The 15,666-nt window shown below is 58.7% G+C and carries 10 protein-coding genes; 1 reads left to right on the top strand and 9 read right to left on the bottom strand.

Going from position 1 to position 15,666, the window contains the following annotated elements:
• Positions 1–159: 159 nt before the first annotated feature.
• From V9K67_RS26280 to V9K67_RS26250, 7 genes are all read right to left on the bottom strand, one after another.
• A complete protein-coding gene (locus V9K67_RS26280; protein WP_336727970.1) occupies positions 160–1,698 on the bottom strand; it encodes a glycoside hydrolase domain-containing protein in 1,539 nt (512 codons plus the stop codon).
• 57 nt (positions 1,699–1,755) lie between these two features.
• Positions 1,756–3,159 (bottom strand): DUF4960 domain-containing protein, encoded by a 1,404-nt coding sequence (locus tag V9K67_RS26275; protein WP_336727967.1) that lies wholly within the window; start codon positions 3,157–3,159, stop codon positions 1,756–1,758.
• A gap of 33 nt (positions 3,160–3,192) precedes the next feature.
• Complete coding sequence (locus tag V9K67_RS26270) at positions 3,193–4,893, bottom strand: RagB/SusD family nutrient uptake outer membrane protein (protein WP_336727965.1); 1,701 nt, start codon at positions 4,891–4,893, stop codon at positions 3,193–3,195.
• A gap of 32 nt (positions 4,894–4,925) precedes the next feature.
• Positions 4,926–8,045 (bottom strand): SusC/RagA family TonB-linked outer membrane protein, encoded by a 3,120-nt coding sequence (locus V9K67_RS26265; protein ID WP_336727962.1) that lies wholly within the window; start codon positions 8,043–8,045, stop codon positions 4,926–4,928.
• Positions 8,046–8,062: 17 nt separating this feature from the next.
• Positions 8,063–8,968, bottom strand: a complete 906-nt coding sequence (locus V9K67_RS26260; RefSeq protein WP_336727960.1) for a carbohydrate kinase family protein — start codon at positions 8,966–8,968, stop codon at positions 8,063–8,065.
• A 103-nt stretch (positions 8,969–9,071) separates the two neighbouring features.
• Positions 9,072–10,400: a sugar porter family MFS transporter gene (locus V9K67_RS26255; RefSeq protein ID WP_336727959.1), complete on the bottom strand. Its 1,329-nt coding sequence runs from the start codon at positions 10,398–10,400 to the stop codon at positions 9,072–9,074.
• Complete coding sequence (locus V9K67_RS26250; RefSeq protein WP_336727958.1) at positions 10,397–10,681, bottom strand: hypothetical protein; 285 nt, start codon at positions 10,679–10,681, stop codon at positions 10,397–10,399. The genes V9K67_RS26255 and V9K67_RS26250 overlap by 4 nt, the downstream gene beginning before the upstream one ends.
• Positions 10,682–10,729: 48 nt before the next feature.
• On the opposite strand from V9K67_RS26250, the gene V9K67_RS26245 reads away from it, so the two are divergent.
• Positions 10,730–13,447 (top strand): hybrid sensor histidine kinase/response regulator transcription factor, encoded by a 2,718-nt coding sequence (locus V9K67_RS26245; RefSeq protein ID WP_336727957.1) that lies wholly within the window; start codon positions 10,730–10,732, stop codon positions 13,445–13,447.
• 10 nt (positions 13,448–13,457) lie between these two features.
• Here V9K67_RS26245 and V9K67_RS26240 read toward each other — a convergent pair whose 3' ends face one another.
• Complete coding sequence (locus V9K67_RS26240) at positions 13,458–13,943, bottom strand: TlpA family protein disulfide reductase (protein ID WP_336727955.1); 486 nt, start codon at positions 13,941–13,943, stop codon at positions 13,458–13,460.
• A 75-nt stretch (positions 13,944–14,018) separates the two neighbouring features.
• The gene (locus V9K67_RS26235; RefSeq protein WP_336727954.1) at positions 14,019–15,563 is read right to left on the bottom strand and encodes a glycoside hydrolase family 32 protein; all 1,545 of its coding nucleotides are present in this window, start codon (positions 15,561–15,563) and stop codon (positions 14,019–14,021) included.
• Between the last annotated feature and the right edge of the window lie 103 nt (positions 15,564–15,666).

The raw sequence follows: 15,666 nt of genomic DNA, 5'->3' as shown, positions 1-15,666 counted from the left end.
GCCGTTTCAAAGCCGAAGAGGAAGCCGCCCAAAGCAGCGATCAGCGAGATGCGTACCGCGTAGCCCGTGACAGCGGCCGGAGGCGCCGCCATTTTCATACCGGCAACGGCCGCGGCCTTATCTGTTTCTACATACATGACAAAATAGGTTTTAAAAAGGTTAGTAGTGCAATAGTTTGAGGTTCTTGAATTCAACATTTCCTTTGGCGGAAAACAGGCCCCAGTAGTTATTGGGCAGGCTGTAGATGCGGGCGCTCAGGGCGGTTTTATCATCGAGGTAAACAGCGCAAACCGAATTGCCGATCACCACCTTCAGCTGCAGCTCTTTACCCGGCTCGATCTTCACGGGCACATAGCTTTCGGTAACCGTGCTGCCGGCCGTCAACCGGACCACGGAACCCCGGTCGTCGGCTTCGCTGATGCGGATGCGGTAAGGGGCATCGCCGGCAGTGGCAGCGGCGCCGAACACCAAACCGAATTCGCTTCCGGCCTGTATGCCTCCAATAGTGGCTGTGATCATTTTCTGTCCCGAGATACGGTCAAATAACACATGGGATCCTGCCTGCAGGGAATAACCGGCGCTGCCTTGGGTGACGCTACCGGCGCTGACGACTTTGGTTACCGGCTTTTCTTTTTTGAAAAGGCTTTCTACACCGGCGGGGGCCTGCACGGTCAGGCTGCCGTCCGGTTGCTGTTTGAGCTGGTGCACCACCAGGTTGCCGGCCCATTCCTTATTGCCGTTGTCACTCTGGTTGCCTTTGGTGGCGGTCCAGCCGAAGGCGTAGCGGCGGGCGCCGTCGGAAGCGGTCTTGGCGGCATAGAAATATTCGCCGTCGAGGACGTCGTTAGCGGGTCTGGTCCAGGGGCCCTTTGAAGAGGGCGCAACGCGGTAGTGGGTAGTGCGTTCGCGGTTGTTCTCCGAAAAGAACAGGTACCATTGGTTGCCCCATTGGAAGACGTCGGCGCACTCCAGCATGAAGTAGCCGTCGTTGTCGGTGGTGTACAGCGGCGCCTGCAGCTGCCAGTTGTCGGTGGCGGGGTCGGCGGAGGTAAACAGCGCCACCACGGCCTTGCCGCCAGCGCGGGTGCTCACCAGCATCCAGTACTCCTTCGTTTCGGTGTTGAAAAACACCTGCGGGTCGCGGAATTCGTTGCGGTCGTAGCCGGTGGGCGCCGTCAGGTTGAAGCCCGTTTTCTTGGTCCAGGTTTTCAGGTCCTTGCTGGTGGCATACATCACGCCCTCTTTGGGTTTGCCGGAGCCGGGGAACAGGTAGTTGTGGCCGGTGTAATAACAATAATAGGTGCCGCCCACCTTGACTACCGAGCCGGTGCCGATGGCCAGGTCCTGGTCGTCCTTGCCGGAAAAATCCACCATCAGGCCGTCGTAGCGGTAGCGGACCATATCGGTGGTCTCGAACTTGTGAATGGGGTGGAAGCCGGCCTTACCGTCGCGGGCATCGTGCAGGAAGAACACATGGAACTTGCCGTTATCGAAATAAGGCATCACATCGCCTACCCAGCCGGCGGAATAATACGGAACACCGTTGGCCGACATCCATTGCGAAGGCGGCGCCGGAAAAACTTCCGTATTGCCGGCGGAAGCTGCCGGCTCCTCCGCAGGCTGGGCGTCGTTCTTGGAACACCCCAACAGGGCCGCCGCGGAAATACAAAGGGAAAGAAAGGATTTGCGTACAGACATGTGATTGGGTTTGAGCCGGCACCCCGGGCACAGGCGCCCGGGGTGCCGGCAGAAGGGTTATTTAGACAGGTACTTGATGGTATTCTTGGTCAGCCTTTCGGTATTGGACCGGAAGCCGTTGGTGCTGGGCGTACCCGTAGCGGGGTCGGCTTCGCTGAGCCAGTCGTACGACCCGAACAGGATGGCGATGGCCGGGCCGGCAGTGGCAGTGCGGGGCCATTCCGCCATGCCGATGTTATTGTTATGGTCCTCGTCCCACTCGGGGCCGGCCAGGTCCACGCCCCCGGTTTGGGCCCGCCAGCCGGCGGCATTGCCGTAACCACCCCATTCGTTCACCTTGTACCAGGCGCAATGATTCAGGCGGAAGGTTTTTTTGGCCAGCAGGTAAGCGGCGGCAAAGGGCTTGTCGGAGGTCCGCTCCAGGCCTTCGAAAACGGGGTGGCTTTCATACCCTTTGAAGGACAGGCCCCAGTCCCAGTTGCTTTCGATCCAGGGGGTGTTGTCGCCGAACACGTTGTTGGGACCCTTGCCGGCCGGCACGATGCCCAGCGGCTCGAGGTACTGGCCGGCGAAGGTGGTCAGCAGCAGGGCCCCGCCGTTGCTGCGGAAGGCCTTCAGCTTGCCGGTTACCGCCGCATCGTAAGCCACGGCCGGCAGGCTTTGGGTGGCATCCTCGTGCCACCAGATCACCTTCACATTGGCCAGGCTGGCGGTGCCCCCCTTCAGGGCGTCGAACGACAGGTATTCCACGTTGGGAAAATTGTTGAACAGCCAGTTGCAAGCCGCCGCTTCGTCGGGGTTGGTGATGGCGGCACGGCTGGCATACGTGCCCAGGAACACCACCTTGCCGATGGCCGACTGGTTCTGAATGGTCACGGTGTAAGTAACGGTGGCGGACCCGCTTTTTACGGTGTAGCGAACAGGGTTCGTAAAATCGGTGGCGACACCGGTCGCCGGGCTGATGGTGGCGCCGGTCTCCAGCTTAATTTGGGGCGCCAGGCGGGTGATGTCCACGGCATCGGGCACGATGGCTTGGACGGTGCGGGCGGCTTCGTCGATCTCGGCCACCACGCTCCCGGCCTTGAATTCCAGCAGCGCTTTCTTTTCGGTGGCGGTCACGGTGTAGTCGCTGAAAATGTTGCCGTTGCTGACGCGGTACTTCACCGCGGAGCGCAGGTTGACGGCTGCACCCGAAGCCGGTTCCACGGTGGCGCCGGCCGGCAGGGCGATCTCGGGTTTGACGGCGGTAAAGTCCGTGCCGAAGGGCAGCTCGAGCCTGATGGTGCCGGCCTGGTTATCAATGGCGGCATTCACGGATTGAGCGGTAAACGACTGGATAGTTACCGGGGCGTCCAGCTCGAGGCCGGGCCCGCGGCTTTCTTCTTTTTTGCAGGCGCCCAGGAGCAGCAGGGCGGCCAGCCAGGTGAAAGGCCTGTTTATGGCAAGAGAAACGTTTGTCATGATCTTTTAATTTTTAAAACAGTCAGGAAAGGATTAATAGCCGGTGTTTTGCTGGTACACTTGCTTGCTGAAAAAAATCTGGTTTTGGGGGATGGGCAGGTATTCGTGCTTGCCTTTGGTGAACTGGGCGCTTTTCAGGAAATCACGCCTGGTTTTTTCTTTGGTGAAGTAGGCGTTCAGCACCTGGTCGGCAATGCCCCAGCGCACCAGGTCGAAGAAGCGGCTGTTCTCCATGGCGAACTCCAGGCGGCGCTCCCAGCGCAGGGCCTTGCGGGCGCCCTCGCGGTCCCACACGACGTTCACCCCGGGCTTGTAGGGCTCCACCTTGTAGTGGGCCTGCAGCTGGCCCGCCTTGGTGCGCAGCTTGCCGGTGCTGTTGGCGGCCCGTTCGCGCAGGGCGTTGATCAGCGGCAGGGCCTCGTCCTGGCGTCCCAGCTCGATCAGGGCTTCGGCTTTAAACAGCAGCACGTCGGCATAACGGATGATGATGCGGTTCTTGCTGTTACCGTAGAAGGGATCGATGTTCACAAAGCCTTCCGCGTCAGGCGATACATTCTCTTTCAGCGAGGCATACACGCTGTAAACGCCCGGGCTGCGGTTCCAGTTCTCTTCGTAGGGCCGGTCGGGCTCGTATTTCCAGGCATGGCCCGGAATGGCCACGGTATGGTCCAGCCGCGGGTCCACGTTGTCGGCATCGGGGTTCACGTTCGCATCGTTGTAGGTGTCGAACAGGGGCAGGCCGTCGGCGCCGGTACGAAAGGCATTCACCAGGTTCTGGCTGGGCTTGTTGAAGTCGCAGCAGCCCAGGCCCTGGGGCACGCTCAGCACGTCGCCGAAATTCACACGGCCTTTCAGCGTATTGTCGTTCACGGAATACTGCACGGCAAACACGGATTCGGGGCCGTTCTCAAAGGTGCCGGGCAGGAAGGAGTTGGCAAAGTCGGCCTCGAGGCGGTAGGGCGAGGTCAGCACCTTGTCGGCGGCGGCTACCACGGCCTGCAGCTTGCCGGCATCGATGCCGGTCACGGCATGCTTGTCGTCCTGCTTATAGGCCTGGTACAGCCTTGTCTTGGCCAGGTAGGCGTAGGCGGCATACTTGTCGGCCCGGCCCACCTGCGGCTGCTTGTCGGGCAGGTTTTCCGAGGCAAACGTAAAGTCGTCGGCGATCTTTTCCCACAGCTGGTCGTCGGTCAGCGCCACGTTGGATATTTGGGGATAGTCTTCCTTCGGCGTTTTTTCGTCCAGGTAGGGCATGTGCTTGAACAGGGTTTTCAGTTGGAAGTAAAAGTGTCCCCGCAGGAAGCGCATTTCCGCCTGGCGCGTTTTCTTTTGCGCGTATTCCGCTTCGGTCAGCGGCTCGATGGCGTTGAGGGCATCGTTGGCGCGGGCCACGCCCACATAGAGGTTGTACCACAGGGCATCCACCTGGCCGAAGTCGGTGCGGGTATTGTAAAAGGTCTGGATGAAGTGGAATTCCTGGATGTCGTTCTCGTCGCGGCCGCCTTTGTACTGGTCGTCGGAACGGCCGTTGCCGTAGGGCCACAGGCTGAAGGGCACATCGTAGTGGTCGTTACCGAGCTGCGAGTAGGCGGCGATCACGAATTTCTCGGCGCCTTCGGGGGTAAATACCTGGCCGGGGTTCAGCACGCCTTTCGGTTCCACGTCCAGTTGCTTGGTGCAGCTGCCAAACGCAAGGGCCGCCAGCACCAGGGAAGAAAATATAGAGCGTTTCATTATTGTTGTTTTGAGTGGGGATAAAGGGTTGGTTACAGGGAGAGGTTAATGCCGGCGGTGAAGACGCGGGGGTTGGGATAACCGTAGGCGGGGCTTTCAGGATCGGCGCCGGTAAAGGACTTGCTCTTCATCAGCAACAGCAGGTTGTCGCCGCCGATATAGGCCCGCAGGTTCTGGATTTTTACCTTCTGCAGCAAGGATTTGGAAAAAGTGTAGCCCAGTTGTGCATTCCGCAGTTTCAGGTACGAGCCGTTTTCCACGAAGTAGGTCGAGAAGCGGCTTTCCCGGTTCTCATCGCTGTAGGCCAGCATGGGAATGGTGGAAGCCGGATTCGTAACCGGGTGGTAGGCGTTCAACAGGCGCAGGCCTTTGTTGGAGCCGGTTTCCTGGATGCTCCAAAAGTCGGTGGCGTACTTCTGCTCGTTCACCACGTCGATGCCCTGTACGCCCTGGAGCAATACGCTCACGTCAAAGTTTTTGTATTCCACGCCCAGGTTCAGGCCGTAGGTAAAGTCGGGGTGCGGGCTGCCGATCCAGGTGCGGTCGTGTTCGCCGTTGTCCACTTCGCCGTTGCCGTCCAGGTCGCGGTAGCGGAGGCGGCCGACGCCTTTACCGGTTTGCACCGCATGGTCGTCCACCTCCTTCTGCGAGCGAAACAGGCCGTCGGCTATATAGCCGTAGAACGAGCCCAGGGGACGGCCCAGGATGTTGTCCTCCTTGCCGTTGCCGCCATAGCTGTTGATTACGGCATCGGGCAGCCTGGTGATCTTGTTGCGATAGGTAGAGATGTTGGCCGTAGCGGAAAACGACAGGTCCTTACCCAGCTTGCCGTTGTAGGTGGTGGCAAACTCAAAACCCCTGTTTTCCATGGAGGCGCCGTTGACGAACTGGGCGCCGCCCTCGCCCAGCACCGCCAGGTAGGGAGGACTGATCAGGATGTCGTCGGTGGTCTTGATAAAGTATTCAGCGCTGCCGGTCAGGTGGTTGTTCCACAGGCCGAAGTCGAGGCCCCAGTTGTGCATGGCACTGGCTTCCCAGCGCAGGTTGTCGTTGCCGTTCTGGATCTTGCGGTAGCCCGAGGGCAGGCTGCCCGTGCCGGCGCCCGTGATGTCGTAGGCCGTGCCGCGGGAGATGTTCCAGGTGGGATCGCCGCCGGCATAATCGGTCAGGTAAATGCTGTAGATGGCGTTGTTGTCGATCTCCTGGTTGCCGGTCTTGCCCCAGCCGTAGCGCAGCTTCAGGTCGCTGAGCACACGGGAAACGGCGCTGTTTTTGACAAAGGCTTCCTCGCTCAGGCGCCAGCCCAGGGAAAAGGCGGGGAAGGTACCGAAGCGGTTGTTGCGGCCAAAGCGGCTGGAGCCGTCACGGCGCAGGGTAACCGAAGCCAGGTAGCGTCCGTCATAGGAGTAATTGGCTTTTCCGAAATAGGAGAACAGCGAATACTCGTTGGCGCCGCCGCCGTTGTCTTTTTTGCTGGTGCCGGCATCCATGTAGGTATACGCAGGGTCCTCGATGTCAAAACCCTCGCGGCTGGCCCAGAAGTTGGTCTCGAACTGGTTGAAGTACTCGGTCCCCGCCAGCAGGTCGGCCCGGTGCCTGCCGCGGTTGAGCACGTAGTTCAGGGTGTTGCTCCAGTTTTGCTTTACCGAGCGGCTTTCGCCGATGTCGAGGCGGTTCACGTCATTCTGCAGGTAGCCCGACTGGTACTTCTTCCGCAGGTTGCGCTTGTAGTAATCGCCGAAGTCGAGGCCGTAGTTGGTGCGGAAGTTCAGTCCTTTTACGAGCTGCAGGTCGGCATACACGTTGCCGAAGGCGCGGATAAAGTTGTAGTGGTTCTGCTTGTTGTCTTCCAGCAGGCGCACGGGATTCTGCCGGTCATTCATGCCGCCCCAGGGGCCGCCCCAGCCTTTGCCGTCGGCCGTGCGTACCGGGATCACCGGCAGTACCTGCAGGGCCAGGTTCAGGGTGCCGCCATCGGCCATGACCACTTCGCGGGTGCGGTTCACCGACAGGTTCTGCCCGATGGTCAGGCGGTTGTTCAGCAGTTTATAATCGGAGTTGAGGCGCAGCGACAGGCGTTTGAAGTCGGTAGTCTTTACGATGCCCTTGTTGTCGAAATAGCCCAGCGACAGCAGGTAGGAGCCCTTTTCGTTGCCGTTCGACACGTTGAGGTCATAGTTTTGAATAACGCCTTTGCGGGCCACTTCACGAAACCAGTCGGTATCGGCCGTTTTAAGCGTTTTGCCCCCATCGAGGTATTCGGGCAGGATGATCTTCTTCAGCACAGGCGTACCATTGGCGTCCACGTCCCAGTCGAAGCGGTAGGCAACGTTGTTGCTATTGGGGTCGCGGCCGCTGTTGACAGCTGCCTGCCACAGGGCCTGGCCGTAGCCGCCGGCATTCAGCACCTCCATCTTCGACGCATAATCCGAAACCGAGGTGTAGGCATTGGCCTTGACCGACAGGCGGCCGGCCTTGCCCCTTTTGGTGGTGATGACGATGACGCCGTTGGCGGCGCGGGAACCGTAGATGCTGGCGGAAGAAGCGTCTTTCAGCACCTGCATGGTTTCAATATCGGCGGGGTTCAATTCGTGCATGCCGCCTTTCGAAGGCACGCCGTCGATGATCAGCAGGGGATCGTTGTTATTCAGCGTTCCCACACCCCGGATGCGCACCGTGGCCGGGCCGCCGGGCGCACCGTTCGATGTGACGACCATCCCCGCTACCTGTCCCTGCAGGCCTTTAATGGGATTGGCAGTGGCCTGCTTGCGCATATCGTCCACGTCCACCACCGCCACGGCGCCGGTCATGTCTTTTTTGCGTTCGCGGGTATAGCCCGTGACCACCACCGCGTCCAGCGAGTTCGGTTTTACTTCCAGTTCCACTTTCAGCGCCGACAGGCCGGCGGCCGCCTTCAGGCTATGGGCCGCAAAGCCCACGTAGGAAAAGGTGAGGGTCTCTCCCTGTTTCACGGCAATGGTGAAGCTGCCGTCGGGAGCAGAGAGGGCGGAAGCCTTGGCGCCCTTGATGGTGACGCCGGGGATAGGCTCGCCGGTGTTTTTGTTAATAATCGTTCCGGTAATCTTTTGCTCCTGTGCCCACACGCCGGTGGCGAACAGGGAGACAGCAAGCATCATGGCAAGTTTTCTCATTCGTATTGTTTTGTTGGTCAGATAATGAGGGGTTGGGGCGAACGGGAGCGCATCAGCTGGTCCACCCGGGAGGTTTCGTAATCGGGGCAGGCGCCGGGATAGGTGGCGATAAGGGCACCGAGGGCACAGGCGTAGGCCAATGACTGTTCCACGGAAGCGCCGCCCAGGCAGTTATAGAGGAAGCCGGCCAGGAAGGCGTCGCCGCTGCCGATGGTATCGGACACGCTTACCCGGTAGCCGGGGTGGCAATAAAAAGTGCCCTTGTCCAATACCATAGCGCCCTCGCCACCCATGGTCACGATAATGGTACCGATATGAAAATGGTCCTGCAGCAGTCGGATGCTCCCTTCCGGGGACAGATCGCTGCCGTACCAGCCGGCCAGCAGGTGGAGCTCGTTCTCGTTCATCTTCAGCACGTCGGCCTTGTGCAGCAGTTCTTCCAGGCCGCCGCGGTGGAAGTGCGGGGGCCGCAGGTTGATGTCGAGCACCTTGGTTTTCGCCACTTCCAGCAGCTGGTGCAGGGTGCGGCGGGAGACCTCGCTGCGGGCCGCCAGCGAGCCGAAGACAAAGCAGGGCGCCTGCTGCACCAGCGAGGCGTACAGGTCCTGCCAGCCGATAAAGTCCCAGGCCACCGGCTGAACGATGTCGTAGGCCATTTCGTTTTCGGCTCCCGGGGTGGCGGTCACCAGGCCGGTAGGATAGTGGGCGTCGGCCTGCACATAGCCGGTGCGAAGGCCGCTATCCGAAAGAACCTTCATCAGCTTTTCGCCCCAGGCGTCGTTGCCGACCCGGGAGATCAGCGCCGGGTGGGCACCCAGCTTTTTCAAATGGTAGGCGACGTTCATGGGCGCCCCGCCGGGAAGCGTTTTGCCGGGCAGCACATCCCACAGGATCTCGCCGTAGCAGACTACGTCGTGTTTCATGTTGCTTGAATTTTGATGTAAAAGGAATTGGTTAATTGGTTAATTGGGGTATTAGGAAGGGGGCACAGTCGTTCAACCCTACAACTCGTAAACCCGTAAACTCTTAAGGAACTAAACTGCCTTCGATCTGTTCCAGGGACCGTCCCTTCGTTTCGGGCATGAACTTCCAGACGAACAGCAGCTGGAGCACCATCATCAGGCTGAAGAACAGGAAGGTGGGGCCGCCCCCCAGCTTTTCGGCCAGCAGCGGGAAGGCAAAAGCTACCAGGGCCGCCATCACCCAGTGGGTGGCGCTGCCCAGCGTTTGCCCCCGGGCCCGCACCTCGTTGGGAAAAATTTCTGAAATGAACACCCAGATTACGGCGCCCTGCGAAAAGGCGAAGCAGGCAATGAACAGGAGCAAATAAACCGTAACGGCATAGCCGCCGAAGTCGTGCCGGTAGAAGGCTGCCGCCACCAGGGCCAGAGTCACGATCAGGCCGACAGAACCAATGAGCATCAATTTCCGGCGGCCAAAGCGGTCGATAAAGCCCATGGCCACCAGCGTGAACAGGCAGTTTACGGCCCCAATGCCCACGGTGGACAGGAGCGAGGAGCCCCGGCCCAGGCCGGTCATTTCGAAAATGCGGGGGGCGTAATAAATAATGGCATTGATGCCCGACACCTGGTTGAACACCGCGAAGGCCAGGGCCAGGAACAGCGGCAGGCGGTACCGGCGGGAGAGCAGGGGACCGGGCTTGCCGGAAAAACGCTCTTCGCTGCCACTGTGTTTGATCCGTTCCACCACTTCGGAAAAATTGGCGGGGTTGATCACCTGCAGGGCGATGGTGGCCTCGGCGATCTTTCCTTTTTTTACGATCAGCCAGCGCGGGCTTTCGGGCACCATCTGCAGCAGCACGAAGAACAGCAGGGCAGGGAAGGCCTGCACCCCCAGCATCCAGCGCCAGGAGGTTTCCCCCTCCTGTCCGATCAGGTAATTGGAAAAGTAGGAGAACAGTATGCCGAACACGATATTGAGCTGGAACAGGGTCACCAGCCGTCCCCTTTTTTCGGCCGGGGCGATCTCCGATATATAAACCGGGGCGGCGACCGAGGAGGCGCCCACGCCCAGGCCGCCGAGCAGCCGGAAGGCAAGGAACACGTACCAGTGGGTAGCCACCGCCGTACCTATGGAAGAAACCAAATAAAGAACGGCAATGATGACCAGGGTGGCCCTGCGGCCCAGGCGGTCGGAAGGGTAGCTGCCGATCAACGAACCTATTATGGTACCCACCAGGGCGATGGAGATGGTGAGGCCGTGCGCCGCCGGTGAGAGGTTCCAATATTGCTGGATGGCTTGCTCGGCCCCGGAGATCACGGCGGTATCAAAGCCAAAGAGGAAACCGCCCAGGGCTACGACGACGCTCCATAAAAGCACTTTTCTTTTGTTCATGCGGCAAGCGATTTTTTTGCAATCTTACCACCCTGTCCCCCGCCGCTGCCGCCAATTTTGTTTATAAGTTTTTCGATGGCCAAAAAAAGATAAAAAAAGAACAAACAAATAACAATCAACCACTTACGAAGGAATGTTGCAACTAATAACCGTGAATTTTTTCGATTTTGACAGCGCATTTTCGAAATTGTCCGGGCCTCCGCCCGACGTCCAGCCATTGTATCTTTTGCAGGCTGCCAATCCTCCTTATCTTCGATTACCAGTAGAACGCTTGCCGGCATATGACCCAAAAACTTCCCTCCTTCCCCGTATTATTTCTGCTCGCCAGTATGTTGCTCCTCCTTTTTTCCTCCTGCTCGCGGACCGAAAAAAAGGAGCCCTTCGTCATCGGCTTTTCCCAGTGCACCTCGGGTCCCTGGCGCGAAGTGATGCTGAAAGAAATGGAGCGGGAGCTGTCCTTTCACCCCAACGTATCGCTGCTGTTCCGGCAGGCCGACGGCAGCACCCAAAAGCAAATCGACCAGGTAAAGGAACTGCTGCAGAAGAAAGTGGACCTGCTGATCGTTTCGCCCAACGAGGCGGCACCCCTCACCCCCGTAGTGGAAGACGCTTTTCATAAAGGGACCCCGGTCATTGTTATCGACCGGAAGATCGCCTCCCCCGCCTATTCGTCCTACGTGGGCGGCGACAACTACGGCGTCGGTAAGCTGGCGGGTGAATACGCCGTCCACCTGCTGAAAGGGAAAGGGAATATTATGGAGCTGACCGTGCTGCCCGGCTCGTCCAATGCCGCCGAGCGCCACCAGGGATTTGCCGACGTTATTAAAAACTATCCCGGCCTGCGCCTGGTGCAGGAGGTAAACGGCGAATGGCTGAAGGAGGAAAAGTATGAAAAGGTGTCCCGCATTATTGACGAAAGCCCCGCCATCGACCTGGTGTTTGCCCAGAACGACTTCCTGGCCGTGCGGATCGCCCGCTTATATCAACAGAAAGGCCTGCCCAAACCCCTGATCATCGGGGTGGACGGCCTGCCCGGCAAGGACGAAGGCATGCAGCTGGTGGCCGACAAGATGATCACCGCCACCCTGCTCTATGCCACCGGCGGTGAAGAAGCCATCCGCACCGCCGTACGCATCCTGGAAAAAAGGGATTTCGAAAAAGAAAACCTGCTGCAAACCACCGTCATCGATTCCACCAACGTCCGCATCATGCAGCTCCAGACCGCCAAAACGGCCAGCCAGCAGCAGCAGATCGAACGCCAGCAAACGGTGCTGGCCGAACAGCAACGCATTTACAACAACCAGCGCACCTTCCTGTACGTCCTTGTCTCCCTGCTGCTGCTCTCCCTGGGCTTCGGCGGACTGGCCTTCTACTCGCTGCGGGAAAACCGGAAGATCAACAAACAACTGCAGCTGCAGAACCTCGAGATCTCGGATCAAAAGACCCAGCTGGAAGCCCTGTCGGCCAGGGCCCAGGCCGCCAACGAGGCCAAGGTGAACTTTTTCACCAACATCTCCCACGAGTTCCGCACGCCCCTGACCCTGATCCTAGGCCCGCTGGAAGAACTGCTGGCCAGCGGCAAGGTGCCCCATCGCACGGCCCAGAGCCTGACCCTTATTCATAAAAACGTGATCCGCCTGCTGCGCCTCGTGAACCAGCTGATGGACTTCCGCAAGATCGAGGCGGAAAAAATGAAGCTGCGGGCCTCGGAAGCCGACCTGGTTCCCTTCCTGGCGGGGATCGTGGAAGCGTACAAAAGCATCGCCCGGAAAAGGAACATCGACCTGCGGCTCCTGACCGGCGAACGCCGGCTGCCGGTATGGATGGATGCGAACATGCTCGATAAAGTGATCTTTAACCTCCTGTCCAACGCCTTCAAGTTTACCGCTGACGGCGGCTTTGTACACGTGTACGTGGCGGCGGACGAAAACGGCAGGGAAGCGGTAATAAAAGTGGAGGACAACGGCGTGGGCATGTCGACAGAAGCGGCGGAGCACGCCTTCGACGTGTTTTACCAGGGCGATTTTGAAAACTACAAAGGCTCCGGCCTGGGCCTGGCCCTTTCCAAGGAGCTGATACAGCTGCACAAGGGCGCCATTACCGTAACAAGCGAAAAAGGAAAGGGCACCACCTTCGAGATCCGCCTGCCGCTGGGAAGCGCCCACCTGGAAGAAGAGGAAAAGGTGACGGAAGCAGGCGCTCCGCACATGCTGTACGAGCAGGAGAAAATTTATACCTCCGACCTGCCGGCAGGCCCCGCGTCACCGGCCGAAAACGAAGAAGCCCTACCCTCCAAAGACCTGTCGGTGCTGCTGATCGAAGACAACGAAGACCTCCGGAAATTCCTGGCCAGCCGCCTGCAGTCCACCTACGACGTACTGGAAGCCGCGGACGGCAACACGGCCCTGCAACAGGCCTTCGACCATATCCCCGACCTGATCATCTGCGACGTGGTGATCCCGGGCAAGGACGGCCTGGAACTGACCCAACTGTTCAAGAACGACCTGCGCACCTCCCATATTCCCATCATCCTTTTGACCGCCAAAACGAGCATCGAGCAGCAGATCGAAGGCATGAAGCAGCGGGCGGACGCCTATATCACCAAGCCGTTCAACATGCAGTTTGTCGAGGAAACCGCAAAAAGCCTGCTGGCCAACCGCGCCCTGCTGAAGGAGCATTTTTCCGGCGAGCTGTCGTCACAACTGAAAACGCAGGCGGTGAACAAGCTGGATCGCAAGTTCCTGAACGAGTTCACCGCCCTGGTGGAAAGCAACCTGTCGAATGAGGAGTTCAACGTGGAGGAAATTTGCAAAGCCCTGGGCGTATCCAAGGGACTGTTGTATAAAAAGGTAAAGGCCCTGTTGAACCTGAATGTCAACGACTACATCCTCAACACCCGCCTGCAAAAGGCCAAATACTACCTGCAGCACGAGGACCTGCCCATCGGCGAGGTGGCCCGCAAATCAGGCTTTTCCTCAGGGGCCTATTTCTCCACGGTCTTCAAGTCGAAATTCGGGATGACACCAAAGGCGTTTAAGGAACAATAACCCGAATGGGTTATTTCAGTTGTTGCAACCGCTTTACCAGTTCCTTCAGCGGCACCTCACGCTGCCAGGAGGCGAGGAGGTTGCCGTTCGGATCGTGCAGGGCCACGAAGGGCATTTGTTGAATGTTGTAATAGTTGCGTACGAAAAAGGAAGTGCCTTCCGTTCCGGCAATGATGTTCGGGTAGCGGCTCACGTGATAGTCGTCCACGAATTTTTGGAGCATGGCCGCCGGCTGAAAGGTGATCAGGGCTACGGAGGCTTTTTTGAAATCTTCTGCCCGCTTGAAGAAGTCCCGCATCAGGACCTGGCAATGGTCGCAGTCCGGCGAGAAGTACACCACCACAATGGGCTTGCCCATGGGCAGCTGGCTGGCATTGAACACCTTGCCGTTGGCCTGCAATACCCGGAAGGGCGGCAGCTTGCGCGGCTGCGCCTGGGCCAGGAATGAAAGGCACAGCAGCGAAGCCAACAGGAGGAAGGAAAAAAGTCGTTTCATGTTTATAAAGTGCAATTGTATAGCAAAAGACCTGACAGGTTTTAAAAACCTGTCAGGTCTCTTTAGTTGAAGGCACTACCACACAGGCTTCAAATTACGGTAAACCAGGTTGTTGACGACGGCCCCGCCGGCGGAACGGAGGGCGGCACGGGTGAAGGACTGGGAGGGAAAGAAGATCCCGGTCATCACGCTCAGGCCGCCGTCGGCAAAGAGTTCCACCGAGCTTACATCCACTATAAGGGTGATGTTCATCTTGCCCTCCTGCGAAAAACGGGGCGCCGTGTGGCGGGCGGCAAATTCCTTGTGGAAGTCGCTGTTGCCCGCCTTGCTGCGGTCGATGAAATAACGGTTGGCCTTTTGGTCGTAGCCGATCACCAGTTCTTCGCCGGCTTCGTTGGAAAGCACCAGGGAAAGATCCGCTGCCTTTTCCAGTTCCAGGTCCAGGCGGAAGGGCCCTGCCAGTTGGCCCGTTTCCCCGGATAGATCGAAGGAGCTGTTTACTTTGGTATCCTGCAGGTTGATAGATTTTGAGGCGATAATATCCAGTTCCCGCACCGGTTCGGAGGCCAGGTACACCGCATTGCCGGCATGTTTCAGCTGTAATTCCCTCGGAACGGTCATGGCGCTGCGCCACGAAGAGGTGGGCACTACCTGGGCATACAGCCAGTTGCTCATCCAGCCCAGGAAGATTTTGCGGTCACCGGTGTTGGACCAGGTAATGCCGGCATATTCGTCCGGACCGTAATCGAGCCATTGGGTATCGGTGCTTTGCGGGGTAAAGGTGGTGCCGTCAAAGTCGCCCAGGAAGTACTGGGTGGCCGAGCCGCCGTTGGGACCGCCGGGATTGAGGTTGACGAGCAGCACCCATACTTTTTTACCGTTATCGTCCAGGGGAAACAGGTCGGGACATTCCCATACGCCGCCATGGGCACCCAGGTTCTGCCCAAACTCGCTTTCCTTTTTCCATTCTTTGAGGTTGGGTGAGGAGTAGAAGGTGATGCGGTCCCTGGTGGCCAGGGTCATGATCCATTTTTTGCCTCTTTCATACCACATGACCTTGGGATCGCGGAAGTCCACGATGCCGGGATTTTTGAGCACCGGGTTGCCGGCATACTTCGTCCAGGTCTTTCCGTCGTCGAGGCTGTAGGCCAGGCTTTGGTTCTGATACGTGTTCCGGCCGGCCTTCTCTCCCACCGTGTCGTGGTGCGTAAAGATGGCGACCAGGGGTGTTTTTCTGTCCTTGCCAAAGCCGGTGGTATTGTACTGATCTACCACGGCGCTGCCGGAAAAGATGTAGCCCAACGAGTCGGGGTAAAGGGCTACGGGCTGGTGCTCCCAGCGCACCAGGTCGCGGCTGGTGGCATGGCCCCAGTGCATCGGCCCCCAGACAGTGCTGTCGGGATAATACTGGTAAAACAGGTGGTAGGTACCGTTATGATACACCATGCCGTTGGGATCGTTCATCCAGCCGGTCTTCGGTGAAAAATGGATTTTGGGGCGGTACGGCTCGTTATATGCTTCCGGTTCGCCGTTCGGAGCGTCAGGAACAGGCGCATTGTTGGCATTGCCGCAGGCGGCCAGGAAAGCAAGGGCAAGGAAGCCCAGTATTTTCGTTTTCATCATCGTCCAATTCTTTTAATGGATGCCTAATTCTTGTTGGATTTGTTCGAGGGAGCGCCCCTTGGTCTCGGGCATGAATTTCCAGATGAAGAGGAAGGCCAGC

The organism is Huijunlia imazamoxiresistens (assembly GCF_037132455.1).
GTDB lineage: Bacteria > Bacteroidota > Bacteroidia > Chitinophagales > Chitinophagaceae > Flavisolibacter > Flavisolibacter imazamoxiresistens.
This window is presented reverse-complemented; position numbering and strand designations above follow the sequence as displayed.